Here is a 14,532-nt window from a genome sequence, read left to right as displayed (position 1 = left end):
AACGTCCCCTTACAGTCGATACCCGCCAACAGGATTAACTTCAGACGCGAGCGCGCACGATGGCGCTGCTCATCCAGGCGTCGTAGCGGAACACTCTTTCCGTGACGAGCCTCACTTCTTTCGGAATACCTACATCAACCGACAGCGTGACCGTGTAGTTGATCGCCGCCTTGGGCTTGCCGCCCATTGCCTGCCAGAATTCGCCGAGACTTTGCAGACGCCCCGGCTGCAGCGCGCTCACCGGCAGCGGCATGTCGCTCTCGGCGAGCCGTCCGCGCAGCAGCTCCCGCGGCAGCGTGCGGTGCCTCAGCAACGCGCGCATCACTTCCCCGAGCAGGCGATGCTCGTCCTCCGCCGGACTCGCGAGCCCCTCGCGCGGCCATGCCGTGATCAGATAGGACGCGTCGATACGAACGGGCACGGGCATGCGCTCAGAAACGCCATCGTTACGGCGTTCGAAATAGACATCGTTATTGCGCAATTCGAGATTTTCCCGAACGTCGTAAAGAAACAGGTCGACAGCGGGTGTCATGACGGACTGCGGCGGGAACTGGTCGTCGGGCGCTTCGAAGCTGACCTGGATCTGCTCGGACAAGCCTGGCGCAAGCTCGCGCCGCAACAAAGCTGCGAGCGTCTCGTCGAGGTCGTCGATCATGACTTTTCCTGTCCTGCCAGAGTCTGGTCACTGCCGCGCCCGCTCAGACGCCGGTCGGACGACCGGGGCGATGCGGGAGCGGCAGATGCCGCGAGGTTGGAGTGCTGAGCGCTTTTCTGTCCGGCAAGGCGAGTCATTCAATCCCGCTTCGCTACCGAACGATTAGAGGGATAGGCGACGCCTCAATCAATGTCAAGGATCGCTATCAAAGGTGGCTGAATGCGCCAGCTAGTTGTCTTTGGCTGATTCAATTTTTCGACTTTAATACGTCCAAGCAATGGGGCATTGAAAATGCATTCCTAAAAAATACGGCGAAGCGACGAAACCACTAACGCTGTTGGCAACCGGGATTTATAAATGATTCTGACGTAATGCGTGCATTCGCAAAGCTGGGCGCAAACGCGGCCAGCCGGGCGAGCGATCACGCAGCGAATATTCAGCATCGGCATAACTGAGGATCAGCTGGCGTGTTGAAAAGCGCGTCCGGTCCAATGAGCGTGTCTTGCGTGACGCCACTCGCGCCACGCGTGTCTCGCAGGGTCAGTCAGCAGGAGGCAACGTGAGCCTATCTGTAATTCGTGCAGCGTGGGTACTGACAGCCGTGCTCGCCGCGAGCGTCCACGTGCACGCCGCCGATCTGCAAGCGGTCACCGTCGCGCAACCCGCGCGCGGGGAGATCATCGTCACGGTGCGCTCTCCGGACGATGCGCCTCCTCCCTCCGCTTTTCAGCTCGTTTTGCAGAGCGACGGCGTCGATACGCGCGTGCCGGCGAGCACGGTGACGCCCGCGTCGAACCTCGGCCCCGACCTGGCGACGACAGTCATCATCTGCATCGACCGCAGCGGCTCCATGCAGGGTGCCGTGCGCGAAATCAAGAACGCGATGAAGGACGTGCTCGCAACGCCGCGGCCCGATCTGCGCATCGGCATCATGGCGTTCGGCTCGACCATCACGCCGCTCTCGCCGTTCACCTCCGACGTGAACGAGTCGCTGCGGGTGATCGATGGCATTCAGGGCGAGTCCGGACGCGACGGCCAGACCAAACTGTTCGACGCAATCGCGAGCGCCGGTGCGCGGCTCGCCAACGATCCGGCGCACGGGCCAAAGCGCCTGATCGTCATCTCGGACGGCAAGGATGAAGGCAGCAGGATGCCGCGCGAGACACTCGTCGAAATCGCGCATCAGCGTCAGGCGCCGCTCGATGCAATCGCGTTCGGTCCGCTTGCACCAAAATGGTCTGGGTCGCTCGCGTCGCTTTCGAGCGCGACCGGCGGAAAATTCGAACTCGTCGAAAGCGCGCCAAAACTGGCCGACGCGATTCGCGACGAACTCGGCACCACTCAGCCGTCCGCCTACGACGTGAGGTTCGGATACCGTTCCGACGCCGGAAACGCGACGGCGAGTTCGGCGGCGCTCGCCTACGCGCCGCAAGGCCGGCCGGTCACGCTGATCCGGATCAACTCGGCCGTCGCTGCACCCGTCTCCGCGAAGCCGGACGTGACTCCACCCGCGGAGACGACGCCGGCGCCGGCACCGGCGCCGGCGTCCGCAGAGGCGCCGGCGCCCGCATCGCGTTCGTGGCTCAACATGTCGTTCACGTTGTTCAACATCACCATCAACATGAAGGGACTGCTCGCCGGGGTGCTCGCTCTGCTCGCGGGGTTGATCGCGATCTTCTTCGCGTTGCGCTCCAGGCCCGAGCCTGGACCCACTCCGGTACCTCCGGTGCGTCCGCCACCGCCCGTGCGCGAACGTCAAAGCACGCGGGTCGGCGCGGTGTTCACACCGCCCGCGCCCGGACGGCCAGCCGCCTTTCTCGTCAACACAACGGGACGCCACCCGGGCAAGCCGTATCCGATCGAGAAGACGTCGGTGCGTATCGGCGCGGAAGACGACAACGACCTCGTCGTGCCGGACGATGGCTACGTCTCGCGCCGGCATGCGGCCATCCGCTTCGAAGGCGGCACGCTCTACCTCACCGACCTTCAGTCGAGCAACGGCACCTGGCGCAACGACGTGCGTCTCGGCGAAGCACCCGTCAGCCTCGCACCGGGCGACGTGCTGCGCTTCGCCCGCACGACCTACGAAGTGCGCAGCGCCGACTATCAGGCGCCGCGCGACGATCCCGGCCGGCGCGAGAACCACTACGAACGCCGGGTCCCGTGAGCTCGCCCGATACGACGAACGCGAACTGAACGGCACAGGCGAACAGCACGGCGGCTTAAGGCATGGCGACATCTCCTATGGCTACATGGTCGGTTGGACAACGTTCGGAGACTGGCTTTGTGCGCACTGAGAATCAGGACCGGATGAGCTGGGTCCGCGCGCGAGCCGGCGACATCTTCGTCGTCTCCGACGGCATGGGCGGTCATGCCGGCGGCGCGCTCGCCGCCCAGTTGACGGTGGAGACGCTGCAGCAGAAGCTGGCGGATCTAGCGTCGCTGGACAGCGCGGCCGCGACGCTCGAAAGCGCGTTCCAGGCAGCCAACGACGCCGTGTTCGTGCGCGGTCAGAGCAGCAATCCCGCGACGGCGCGCATGGGCGCCACCGCCGTCGCGCTCCTCGCGGCCGGCAACCAGGTCATGCTCGCGCACGTCGGTGACAGCCGCGCCTATCTGCTCGACCGGCGCGGCACGCTGCAACGACTCACCAAGGATCACAGCCTCGTGCAGCGGATGGTCGATGCGAAAGTGCTGTCGGAAGCGCAGGCGGCGAATCATCCGGACGCGAGCGTGCTCGAGCGGGCGATGGGACAGGCGGCGCGGGTCGAGGTCGAGGTGAGCGGCTGGGTGCGCGTGCATCCCGGCGAGGCTTGCATGCTGTGTTCGGACGGCTTGTGCGGCTACGTCGAAGACGACGACATTGCGGCGGTGATGCGCAGCGGTCACGCAGCCCAGCAGACGGCGGACGAACTCGTGCGGCTCGCGCTCGAACGCGGCGGCGAGGACAACGTGACCGTGCAGGTGCTGCACTATGGCGCAAGACAAGCACCGTGGCGACGCTGGGCCGTGCCCGGCGCCATCGGCGGGGCACTGGCGGCGCTCGCGGCTCTGGCGCTGGGACCGGGGTGGTCGGGCATGCATGCGACGCTCGTCGGCGCCGGTGACGGGGCGCGCCATGCCAGTGACGCTGTGCCCGCACAAACGGCATTGACGCCGGCAGCCGTGGTTGCCCCTCCGATACCTCCCGCATCGACATCGGCTTCAGCCGCGACAGCATTGCCGGGCGCTTCGGCGCCTGGCGCGAGCACGAGCATGACGACGCGATCGGGCACGAGTGCGGCCGTCGTGTCCGCGAACGGTGCGAGCCATACGGCCGCGCTGCCCGCTTCACCCGACGCGCGTTTTAAGGCGCTCGAGATGCGCATCCAGCAGGACGCCACGAACCAGCGCGCCGCCGAGAACGAGCTCAATCGCAAACTCGACGAGTTGCGCGGACGCATCGACCAGATGGAGAAGCGGCTCAACGCCGAGAGCCACGCAAGCGCGCCCTCAGCATCGCACGCGCATGCAACGCCTCGCGCCGACAGTGCGAAGAAAACCCAGCCGCCGGCGCGCACGGCGAGCGCCAAAGTGCCGGCAGCGTCGGCGGGAGCGGAATCGGCAGCGGAGACGAAATCGGCCACGGCCGCCGCGCCGCCGCCCGGCGCGACCGCAGCGGCGCCGGCGGCGAGCGCAGCGCCGAAGGATTCACCCGAAGGTCCGCCATGAGATCCGCCGCATTCGCAGCACCGCATTCGAATGATTTCACGAACGGAGTCCATTCATGACCGATCAGCCAGTCCAGCACGCCGCCGGCCAGGCACGAGACCGCCCGCGCGCATCGCCGAGCCGGACGTGCCCGCTGCCGCGAGCACGCGCCACGCGATGCCGCAGCAGGGCCAAGCCACCGTGGCGCTCCCCTAACCGCGCCCTGCGCGCATCCCACGAAGGCGGTGCCTCATGAGCGATAAAACCATCAAGTCCGTCATCGGTCGTCTGTGGGGCGGCGCCCGGCCCGCCACTGGCTACGGCAAGACCGAGACCACGTGTCCGAAGGGCCATCCGATGGACCCGAGCTGGACCGAATGCCCCGTATGCCGGGCGGAAAGCCAGTCGAGGGACAAGAGCTCGCCCGATGCCGTGGCGCCCAACGTATCGAGGAATCCGACCATGTCACGCAACGCTACCGTCACTCCCGGCAGCTCGCCGAATCGCGACTCCGGCGCCACCCGCATCGACCCGGGCGACGAGCGCAGCGCGCCGTCGCGCTCGCATCAGCCCGTCGCAAGGCGCAAGATCACCGGGGCGATCGCCACCTTCACCTGGGAGCGCCAGGGCGAACTGTTCGTACTCTACGAAGGACGCAACGTGATCGGCAAGGGAGAAGTCGCGAGTGAAGGCGGCCGGCCGTGCGACGTGCTGCTGCAATCCGATCCGACGATGTCGAACGAACATGCTACGATCCTCTGCCGCCAGGGCCGCTACGAACTGTTCGATCTGCGCAGCACGAACGGCACGTTCGTCGACGGCGAGTTCGTCGAGACCACCGGCGTCGACCTGAAGGACGGCGCAAAGATCAAGACGGGCGACACGGTCTGGGTGTTCCGCAAGATCATCGCGGACGAAGGCGGCGCGCACGTGACACACACGCGCCGCGACGATCCGGACGATCCGGACGAGCCGGATGACCCGCCGCCTCGCGACCGCTCCAGGGTGCTGTGACGAGATCATCATGGGCTTTCGCAGCGGACAACACGTCGGCGCCTACGTGATCGACGGCCTGCTCGGCCGGGGGGGCATGGCGAGCGTCTGGCGCGCGTGGGACCAGCGGCGCGGCGATCAGGTGGCGATCAAGATCATCGCCGATTCGGGCGCGGGCGAGGCGCGCTTCGCCGATCGCTTCATCGGCGAGATCCGTCACCATGCTAGCCTTCGTCACCCGAACATTGTCCAGGTTCGCGAGGTGTTCAGCGTCGCGGGCCAGCCGTGCATGGTCATGGACCTGGCCTCGGGCGGCTCGCTCGCGGGGCTGCTGGAGAAAAGCCCGCAACGCCGCCTGCCGGTTTCGACCGCGCTGCCGATCATCACCGAAGTGCTCGGTGCGCTCGACTACGCGCATCGGCACGGCATGGTGCATCGCGACGTCAAGCCGTCGAACGTGCTGCTCGATCAATCGCATCAGCATGCGTATCTGTCCGATTTCGGCATTGCGCTCGCGGTCGGCGAGAAGCGGCTCACGCAAATGGGCAGTTCGGTCGGCACGAGCGCCTACATGAGCCCCGAACAGATTCGCGCGACCGGCACGATCGACTACCGCTCGGACGTGTACAGCGTCGGCTGCGTGCTGTACGAAGCGCTGACCGGCCGGGCGCCGTTCGTGGCCGACGGCGCGGACAACGAGAATGACGACGCGGCCCTCGCAGCGGTGCTCGCCATGCATCTGAGCGCCAAGCCGGTGCCGCCGAAGCAGCGCGCGCCGGGCATCCCGGCGCACGTGAACGCGCTCGTCATGCGCGCGCTGGAAAAAGATCCGGCACGGCGCATCCCTGGTTGTGCCGAGTTCGCGAGGCGCCTGGCCGCCGGCGCCGACGACACCGCGCGCCCGGCCCGCGCGGGCCCGCTCGGCTCGCCGACGCGCATCGCGATGGCGGTCGTCGCGCTGGCAGTGGTCGTCGCGGGCGTGATGATCGTCATGAGCGGTTGAGCGTCTCAGTTACGCAGGACCAGTGCTTTTTCAATTCAGGAGCGCGCAATGATCCGGATCGTCCTCATCACCCTTCTCGCCGCGTTGACGACGGCCTGTGCCACCCCTCAGCAGAACGCGGCGCTCGAGTGCGGCGCGGGCGGCGCGGTCGCGGCGGCACTCCTGTGCAAGCTCGCGGGAGGTGACACGGGAAAATGCGCGGCCATCGCGGCGGGTGTGGGCGTAATCGGCGGTGCCGGATGCTACGCCTATTCCAACAAGATGGCGAAGCGCGAGAAAGAGCTCGAGGGGCATGAAAACGATCTCGACGCGCGTCTCAAGTACGTCAAGGATGTGAACAGCGATACCGCCGCGTACAACGACCAGCTCAAGAAGGACGTCGGCACGGCGACGCAGAATACCGATCAGCTCGTCGCGCAGATGCGGCAGAAGACGGTCGACCAGCAGAAACTCGCCGATCAGCGCAAGGCGCTCGACACGCAGATCAAGCTGGCCAACGACAGCGTCACGCTGCAACGCAAGCAGCTCAGCTCAATGCGCAGCTTCCAGGCGCAGCAGACCGTGAAGTCGCAGGAGCTCGCCTCCGAGATCCAGCGTCAGCAGATGCTGCTTGCCGAGACCGAGCGCGAGACCAATGCGCTCGCAGCGCAGCGGCAGCGGATCTAGGCCGGGCGAACGCGCGTCACACTGCCCACGATGACAGGGAATGGAAGCCGCCATGCCAGCACAAGCCATATCGATCACGCTCGCTTGCTTGCTGATTCCGGCGCTCGCGGGTTGCACGCTCGTTCAGCAGAACCAGCAGTTGAACGCCACGCAGGGCCGCATCGACGAGAAGACCGTGCAGCTCACGCAAGCCCAGAAGGAGCAGGCGGCGCTCCAGGAGCAGATGCAAACGGTCAGTGCCGAACTGCACGAAAAGCAGGTCAGCAACAAGGAGCTCGAACGGCGCCTGGCGAAGCTGCAGGCCGCCAATCAACAGGCGGCCACCGACAACGACGCGCAGCGCGCAAGAAAGCGCAAGCTGGACGCCGAGCTGACCCAGGACCGCGCGGCGCTCGCAGCGCTTTCGCAGAATACGACGATGAATCCTGCCGAGCAGCAGCAGAAGATCGATCAATTGAAGGCCGACATCAAGAAGCGGCTGGAACTTCTCTCGCAGATCAAATAGCCCGGTGACCCGTCCCCCGTCCAAACTCAGGATCAGGCCAGCCACAGCGTTGCTCGCGACAGCGCTCCTTGCTGGCGGATGCAGCCAGCCCGTCGATGACAACGGCGAGCACCGGCCAGCCGACGCCCGCGCTGCCAGCGGCACCGATGCCGCGTTGCGCCTCTACACCGACGCGCTCTCGGTCATCACGCAGCGGGCGGCGTTCGCGACGGCCGACACCCGCCAGGTCGTCGCGCGGATGCTGACCGACTATCTCGGCGCGGAGGACCCTTATTCGGGTTTCATGACCCGCGACGAATACGCGAAATATCGCGCACTCTCGAAAGGATCGTACGGCGGCGTCGGCATGGATCTCGAACGGCGTCACTCCGGCGAGACGATCTGCTATCCCTACGCTCGCGGACCCGCGGAGCTTGCCGGCGTCAGGGCGGGCGAGCGGCTCGTGTCGATCGACGGCACGCTCGTCGCGGGCAAGCCGCTGCCGGTGCTCGCCGCGCTCGCAACCGGCGCGCAAGGCTCGCCCGTGCTGCTGCAGATCGCGGACGCGAGCGGCGCGACCCGGCGCGTTAGCGTGACGCGCTCTCGCGTCGATGCGCCCGCTCTCACGCTCGATACGGTGGGCTCGCTGCAGGTGATCCGGATCGCGCGGTTTGCGCCCAGCACGCGCTCGGAGGTCGAAGCCGCACTCGCGCGCTGGGACGCGAAGCATCCCGTCGTGTTCGATCTGCGCGGCTGCGGAGGCGGCGATTTCTACGCCGCGATCGACACCGCGATGCTCTTTCTCGACAAGGGCTTGCCGATCGTGACGGTCAGCGGCCGGGACGGCGCGCGTCTCTATTCGAGCACGCTCGACCGGACGCCGCGCCCGCACACGCCCTATCTCTGGCAGGACGAAGCTACCGCGAGCGCGGCGGAAGTGTTCATCGCCGCGCTCACCGGCAACGAACGCGGCGTATCGATCGGCACGCAGAGCGCCGGCAAGGGCAGCCGGCAAGACATCTTCGAGCTCGCCGACGGCTCCGCGCTGATCCTGACCACCGGCTATCTCACGGCGCCGCGCGGTCTCGCCTTCAACGGCCGCGGCCTCGCGCCCATGAAAGCGCTCGCGGCGGGCGCCGGGACCGCTGCCTACGCAAGCGCAACCCCATCGACGGAGTGATTCATGCGCGACGACAGCCTGATCGGCCGGACCATCCATTCGAATATCTTCATCGAGAAGAAGCTCGGCGAAGGCGGCATGGGACGGGTCTACCTCGCGCACAACATCGAGATCCCGGACCGCAAGTACGCGGTCAAGGTACTCAAGCCCGAACTCACCCGCGATCCGAGCTTCACCCAGCGGTTCTACGAGGAAGCCTGCCACCAGGCCGAGCTTGATCACCCGAACATCGTGCGGATGCTCGACTACTTCCACGTCGGCGACGAATATTTCCTGATCCTCGAATACGTCGACGGGCAGGCCCTCTCCGATCTAGTCGATAGCAAAGGCGGCCGCGGACTGCCCGAGAAGCAGGCGCTGTCGATCATCGGCGGCGTGCTGGCGGGGCTCAACTTCGCGCATCAGCGCGCGATCGTGCATCGCGATGTCAAGTCGTCGAATGTCCTCGTGGACAGCGAAGGCCGCGCGCGCCTGACCGATTTCGGCATCGCGATGCGGGCGGCGGGTCTCGCTCGCACGTCGGAAGGCCACATTATCGGCACGCCGGAATACATGAGCCCCGAGCAACTGCGTGACAGCGGCGCGATCGACCATCGGTCGGACGTCTACTCGGCGGGCGTGATCCTGTTCGAGATGCTCGCGGGCAAGCTGCCGTTCCATGGAGCGTCGTTTCAGACCGTGCAGGCGCAGCAGTTGACGAGCCCGGTACCCGATCCGCGAGCCGCTAATCCTAAGATCAGGCGCCGCGTCGCGGACATGGTGAAGCGCGCGTTGCAAAAGAGTCCGGTCGACCGCTATCAGGGCTGCATGCAGTTCATCAAGGCGATCGAGGCGTATCAGCGCAGAGGCATCTGGAAGTACTACATGGTGGCGGCGAGCCTGCTCATCGCGGCGGGAATCTATGCCGGCCTGTCGATGATCCGCGACGTCCCGCTCATCAACGATGCCGTGCGCACGACTTCGCACGATTTCAACCTTTTCTGCCGCGAGCAGCAGAACGTCGTCAACAACACGCGGCTCAAGCGCATCGCGGACGCCGAAGGGCTGTCCGGTACGTCCGATGTGTTCGCGAAACGCATCGACGCGAGCGGCGCCACGATGGATTCGAGCGTGAAGGAATATCGCAGCGTGATCCAGCACATGACGAAGTTCAATTCGTGGACGCTCGGGCGCGTGCTGAAACAGGCCGATCCCGAGCCGAGCACCGCCGCCGTGCGGCCCGTTCTCCAGTCCGACTACAACCGGTTCACCGCGAAAGGCGAGCTGCCCACCCGTGACTCGATGCTCGCGCGCTGCGGGCCGCTCGGCTGGGTTTCACAGTGATGCGCACGCTTCCGGCACACGGCGAGCGCGCAACAGGAGTCCGACGATGGCACAGCAGGTGAAGATGGGAGCCATGCTCCAGTGCACGTTCGGCATGGCGCCCGCCACGCTGACCGTACTGCCCGTCAACCGGGTGAACGCCGAGGGCGCGCCCGCCGCGAACATTCAGGATCATGTGTCGCTTGTGAACATCGGTTCGTTCGGTGCTTGCATGTCGATCGCAAATCCCGCCGTGGCGAGCGCGACCGCGGCCGCGCTGGGCGTCCTCACGCCGATGCCGTGCATCCCCGTGACCGTCTCGCCGTGGGTGCCCGGCGCGGTGACGGTCCCGATCGGCAACCTGCCGGCACTCGACAATCTCTCGCAATGCATGTGCATGTGGGGCGGCGTGATCACCATCGCGAATCCGGCAACCGTTCGGACCGATGTTCCCTGAAGTGCAACGCCGCTCAATAACCGCTGCCCGAATGGCCCGCCGGACAGATGAAGACGCTGAGCACATCCTTCGTGCCCTGCTTCGACGGTACGGTCCACCAGCGGTAGCCGGTCGCGGCGGCGACACTCCCTGCGGCGCCAGTCGAAAGAAGCGCGTCCGCCAGTGTCCGTTCATCGTCGAACGCGGCATCGGGGCGCGCCTGCAGGCCGACCGCGTTGTATCCCGCATCGCTGTTCCTCTTGGCTGGCAATTGAGCGATGCGAACCTCCTTGAAGGGCAGTTCGTCTTTCAGGCTGCGTTTCATTTGCTGCGCCAGCGCGAGCGCGCCGTCACCGGACGAAACGCACCAGAAGATGTCGAGCCTCGTATGCTGCGCCAGTTCGGACGCCGGGGCGCCGGCCGTCGCGGCAGCCGCGGTGCCTGTGTAAGGCGCAGGGCCCGAAGCGACGGAGGCAGAGGCAGGCGGCAGGGTTGTGGGCGCCGGACGCACGTCTATCTGGTACGAATTGGTGCTCGCCGGAGCGCCTGAAGCCGCCGGCGGCGCCTCCGGGGACACCTTCACCAGGATTTCCGGCGGCGCGGGGCGTTTGGCCGCCGACATCCACAAGGCGACACTGGACACTGCGAGCGCCGTGCCCAGGAAGTACGCCAGCATTTTCCTGGGGACGTTGACCGTGGACCGCTTGGCAGGGGCCGGCATGTATTCTTCCAGAGGTCCGGTGGCCGTCTTCTCCGGCTGCGCCGCGCGCTCGGTGAATTCGGTGGCCATCCTCATGGCTTTTGCCAGCTTTCTGCTCTCCTCGACGTATTCGAGTTCGATGTCGCTCAGTTCTTCCCGGCGCACGGCCGTCCAGTAGTCCGCCTCCCGCAGCAGGGGTCCGGCGAGCAACACGCCTTCTTCGCGATTGTTCTGTTGCCAAATGAACAGATAGCTGCGCAATTGCTGCCGCCAGAACAGGAAGTCGTGGTCCGCTTCGAGCCAGCGAGCGAGCGGTTTCCAGTTCGTGATCAGGTGATCGTCGGCGATCGCGACGCCCTGTTCGTTCGATTGCGTCGTGCCGGCGAGAGACTGTGTCGACACCTTGACGTCGGTCGCCACGGTCAGAAGACGCCATTTGGCGAGTTGCGCGATGACCGAACGCTCCTCATGCGTGAAGTCGTTCAGATTCGCGCGAATCCGGTAATAGCCGCCGCCCTCCTCCGTGCGCCCGATGCGCACGAGGCGCAACAACACGCGCCGCGCAATGGTCTGGTGTTCGTCGGAGAGCATCTGGAACGCGCTATTGGCCGCGCGGATGAGCGCATCTTCCTCCGACTCGCTGTCGACCCATGCAGCGAGCGCTGGCGCGGTGCGCAGCGGCGTCTCGGCGAAGGCGTTCAGATAGTGCTTTTTTTCTTCAGGCGACAGCGGCAGCACATAGTCGGTGACGTCGTTATCCGTCAGGAAGCGCGTCAGCCGCACATAGGCAGCGAGCAGCGACTTCGGATCGTGCGCGATGTCCTTGAACGGGGCAAGCACCTCTTCGTAGGAGTAGAAGCTGATGTGCGGCATCTCAACCAGGCTCCAGTACTCGCTGACGCGGCCGCCCAGATGCCCGAGCATGCCGCTGAACGCGTCCTGTGCGAATGCCTGCCGCATCGCGAGGCGCTCGCTTTCCGCGAGCACGACACGCATCGGCACCGGAAATACGCGATATTCCCTCGGACTGTCCTCGATGACCGCGCCGGCCGGATCCGCCTTTTCGCTGCGGCGCGCCGCGAGCGCTTCGTCCGTCAGCTTGCGCTTCATCGCGATGGCCGAACGCGCCACCGCCGCCGCGCCCTTGATGCTCTGGTTGTTGTATGTCAGGCAGACGACGAGCGAATCGGGCATCTGCACGGAACAGATGCCGGCCGTGTCGCTCACGCCCGTGCGGCTGTCGATCAGGATGTAGTCGTATTCCGCGCGGGCGTTCGCCTTCACTGCTTCGAGAAATCCACCGCCGCCGAGCCGGTCGAAAAAGTTCTGCCAGTTAAACGAGCTGACGAGCACCGCGTAGCGGTCGGTCTGCCGTCCGGCCGGCAACAGGTCAATTCTGCCCTCGCGCGGAAAGTGCTCGAAGTCGAGCGACACGAGGTAATTCGAGATGTCGGCGAACTTGAGGTACCAGTCGCTATCGGTGGACGATGCGTCGTCCGCGCGCTGAATCGCGTGGCTCGCATAGCGCTCCACCATGTCCATGAGCCCTTCGGACGAGGCAAGTTCTTCGTCAAGAAGAAAAGGCTGGAAATACCGATGCAGCCCGGGCGCTTCGAGATCCCAGTCGATGACTAGCACGCGCTTGCCGCTGCTCGCGAGCAGCCACGCGACGTTGGCAAGACACATCGACCGCCCGGTGCCGCCCTTGTACGAGTAGAACGTCAGGATGCGGCCCGCCGGACGATTCGCTTCCATGGCCTCAGCCTCCCGCCGACGGACCGCTGATGATCGCCTTGCCCGGTCCGGCGGGCACCGGCATCCGCACGTCCGCGCGCTTTCGGATTTCCTCCTTCAGCCGCGTCAGCTTTTCGCGCAGCACCTTCTTCAACTGCTCCTCGGAGGTGATGCTCGCCTGGTAGAAGAGCGGATTGTTGGACAGGTTTGCGTGCCGGTCGAACGTCTGGCCGAGCGTCGCGCGGATCTCGTCGCATATACGCATCGAATCTGGATCGTCCTCGTTCCAGGGCACGAGCACGCACCAGTGATAGTCGAGACGCTGGTCGAGGCGCATGAGAATGTCCCGGTAGTGCGCGCCCCAGTAAAGACTCCAGCCGTCGACGATCAGGATCACGATCTCGCGGCGCGTGCAGGCGTCTTCGATGTCGTCGAGGAGGCTGCTGCTGAACGGCAGCGATTCGCTCGTCAGATCGAGGTCGTCCGCCGACGCCACGAATTGCACCGCGCGATGGACGCGCGTCATGCTGGCCGGATAGTACGGCTTCCAGTCCGCGCCGCCACGGGCGATGTAGGGCTCGCTGCGCCGCGCGTTGCCGAACTGGGCGGGGTCGGCGGCGACATACACGAAACGGACGTGCGTCGGGCTCAGGTTCAGAAGCGTCGGCGGGATCGGGGAAGTCAGGCGCGTGACGGTCCCGCCGCCGGAGGTGCCCGCTTCGTCGACCGATGCTTCGAGTGGTGCGAACGCGGAGCGCGTATCCGCGAGGGCCGGGACTGCCGGCAACGCGGGCAGGTCATAGCGCTGGGCATCGACGATTTGCTGGGCGAGCGATTCGATCAGCGCGATGAGATGAGGCCGGTATTTCGACCGTTGCTTGAACATGTACTTGAGGCCGCTCTGATTGTGAACCTCACCCGGGTCGCCGAGCGTGTACTGGTAGGTGCCTACGGATTCCAGCGGGGCGGCCGCGTCGAACGGAATCCAGATGAGCGGCTTGAGCACGGGCGGCGGCGCGGCGCCTTGCGGAAACGACGCGCGAATCCGCTGCTCGAAGAGTGCCCACTCCTTGCCGCAGTACTCGCTTTTCAGATAGGCGGGCGACATGACTGCGATGAACACCTTCGTGCTCTGCAACGCGGCGACGATGCTCTGATCCCATGCTTCGCCCAGTTCGAGTTCCCGCTGGTCGAAGAAGCCGACGGCGTCCTGCGGCCCGAGTCCGAGCTTGTCGCGCACGGCATTGCTCAGGTCCTTGAAGAAACCCTTGAGATAGATGTCGGTGTTGTTGCGCGTGTAGCTGAAGAAGAATTGGTACACCATGATCCTCGTTCCCTTCGCGGCAATTTTTCCGGTGCGGTAGTCGAGGCGGACGGCGCGCCTCGATGTTCGTGCGGATCGTATGCTCGATTCACTTAAAGAATAGGCGATCTGGACGGCGGGACCCCACGCGTGTCAGGACATCGCACGGTTCATTGTTTCCAGCCGGGTTCTTCAGCGCCGTGGGAGCCTGCTGGGCGGCCGGTCAGGACGATCGCTCGCGGTCAGCGACTCGCCGTTCGCGCGGCGCGGCGGGTGCATACACAGGTTCGTTGGACGAACTTCATGCCCGGCATTGGTAAGAGGAAGATAGACGACGCGCATCGCGCCATGCAAAGTAAGGTGCGCACGAGTGTGGTGCGTCGCAC

12 protein-coding genes are annotated in these 14,532 nt (G+C 65.6%); 9 read left to right on the top strand and 3 right to left on the bottom strand.

Features of this window, described 5'->3' with window-relative positions; all coding sequences use genetic code 11:
* Positions 1 to 40: 40 nt before the first annotated feature.
* On the bottom strand, positions 41 to 655 hold the full coding sequence (locus tag AWB65_RS08160) for a Pvc16 family protein (RefSeq protein WP_087666675.1): 615 nt from the start codon (positions 653 to 655) through the stop codon (positions 41 to 43).
* Between the two features lie 559 nt (positions 656 to 1,214).
* Here AWB65_RS08160 and AWB65_RS08155 point away from each other — a divergent pair.
* From AWB65_RS08155 to AWB65_RS08115, 9 genes are all read left to right on the top strand, one after another.
* Positions 1,215 to 2,822 (top strand): FHA domain-containing protein, encoded by a 1,608-nt coding sequence (locus AWB65_RS08155; RefSeq protein ID WP_125474087.1) that lies wholly within the window; start codon positions 1,215 to 1,217, stop codon positions 2,820 to 2,822.
* 119 nt (positions 2,823 to 2,941) lie between these two features.
* Complete coding sequence (locus tag AWB65_RS08150) at positions 2,942 to 4,366, top strand: PP2C family protein-serine/threonine phosphatase (protein WP_159907558.1); 1,425 nt, start codon at positions 2,942 to 2,944, stop codon at positions 4,364 to 4,366.
* A 231-nt stretch (positions 4,367 to 4,597) separates the two neighbouring features.
* Complete coding sequence (locus AWB65_RS08145) at positions 4,598 to 5,359, top strand: FHA domain-containing protein (protein ID WP_125474086.1); 762 nt, start codon at positions 4,598 to 4,600, stop codon at positions 5,357 to 5,359.
* A gap of 10 nt (positions 5,360 to 5,369) precedes the next feature.
* Positions 5,370 to 6,341, top strand: coding sequence for a serine/threonine-protein kinase (locus AWB65_RS08140; protein ID WP_235007546.1), 972 nt, complete (start codon positions 5,370 to 5,372; stop codon positions 6,339 to 6,341).
* A gap of 48 nt (positions 6,342 to 6,389) precedes the next feature.
* Entirely contained in the window at positions 6,390 to 7,007 is a 618-nt protein-coding gene (locus AWB65_RS08135; protein ID WP_087666671.1) for a hypothetical protein, read from the top strand.
* Between the two features lie 52 nt (positions 7,008 to 7,059).
* Positions 7,060 to 7,512: a hypothetical protein gene (locus AWB65_RS08130; protein WP_125474085.1), complete on the top strand. Its 453-nt coding sequence runs from the start codon at positions 7,060 to 7,062 to the stop codon at positions 7,510 to 7,512.
* A 4-nt stretch (positions 7,513 to 7,516) separates the two neighbouring features.
* Positions 7,517 to 8,671, top strand: a complete 1,155-nt coding sequence (locus AWB65_RS08125) for a S41 family peptidase (RefSeq protein ID WP_125474084.1) — start codon at positions 7,517 to 7,519, stop codon at positions 8,669 to 8,671.
* 3 nt (positions 8,672 to 8,674) lie between these two features.
* Entirely contained in the window at positions 8,675 to 9,994 is a 1,320-nt protein-coding gene (locus tag AWB65_RS08120; protein WP_087666668.1) for a serine/threonine protein kinase, read from the top strand.
* A gap of 46 nt (positions 9,995 to 10,040) precedes the next feature.
* Positions 10,041 to 10,430 (top strand): DUF4280 domain-containing protein, encoded by a 390-nt coding sequence (locus AWB65_RS08115; RefSeq protein WP_087666667.1) that lies wholly within the window; start codon positions 10,041 to 10,043, stop codon positions 10,428 to 10,430.
* Positions 10,431 to 10,443: 13 nt separating this feature from the next.
* Here the strand turns inward: AWB65_RS08115 and AWB65_RS08110 are convergent, their stop codons facing one another.
* Together AWB65_RS08110 and fsxC are read right to left on the bottom strand one after the other, a co-directional pair.
* Positions 10,444 to 12,864: a tyrosine-protein kinase family protein gene (locus AWB65_RS08110; RefSeq protein WP_087666666.1), complete on the bottom strand. Its 2,421-nt coding sequence runs from the start codon at positions 12,862 to 12,864 to the stop codon at positions 10,444 to 10,446.
* Between the two features lie 4 nt (positions 12,865 to 12,868).
* Complete coding sequence (fsxC, locus tag AWB65_RS08105) at positions 12,869 to 14,167, bottom strand: FxsC protein (protein WP_087666665.1); 1,299 nt, start codon at positions 14,165 to 14,167, stop codon at positions 12,869 to 12,871.
* Between the last annotated feature and the right edge of the window lie 365 nt (positions 14,168 to 14,532).

The sequence above is a fragment of the Caballeronia humi genome (assembly GCF_001544475.1).
GTDB classification, from domain to species: Bacteria; Pseudomonadota; Gammaproteobacteria; order Burkholderiales; family Burkholderiaceae; genus Caballeronia; species Caballeronia humi.
The sequence above is the reverse complement of the archived record's forward strand: the minus strand, read 5'-3'. Positions and strand labels throughout refer to the sequence as shown.

Coding starts and splice junctions, on each gene's coding strand:
- AWB65_RS08160 (WP_087666675.1), bottom strand. CDS start 655: ATGATCGACGACCTCGACGAGACGCTCGCAGCTTTGTTGCGGCGCGAG.
- AWB65_RS08145 (WP_125474086.1), top strand. CDS start 4,598: ATGAGCGATAAAACCATCAAGTCCGTCATCGGTCGTCTGTGGGGCGGC.
- AWB65_RS08140 (WP_235007546.1), top strand. CDS start 5,370: ATGGGCTTTCGCAGCGGACAACACGTCGGCGCCTACGTGATCGACGGC.
- AWB65_RS08135 (WP_087666671.1), top strand. CDS start 6,390: ATGATCCGGATCGTCCTCATCACCCTTCTCGCCGCGTTGACGACGGCC.
- AWB65_RS08130 (WP_125474085.1), top strand. CDS start 7,060: ATGCCAGCACAAGCCATATCGATCACGCTCGCTTGCTTGCTGATTCCG.
- AWB65_RS08120 (WP_087666668.1), top strand. CDS start 8,675: ATGCGCGACGACAGCCTGATCGGCCGGACCATCCATTCGAATATCTTC.
- AWB65_RS08115 (WP_087666667.1), top strand. CDS start 10,041: ATGGCACAGCAGGTGAAGATGGGAGCCATGCTCCAGTGCACGTTCGGC.
- AWB65_RS08110 (WP_087666666.1), bottom strand. CDS start 12,864: ATGGAAGCGAATCGTCCGGCGGGCCGCATCCTGACGTTCTACTCGTAC.
- fsxC (WP_087666665.1), bottom strand. CDS start 14,167: ATGGTGTACCAATTCTTCTTCAGCTACACGCGCAACAACACCGACATC.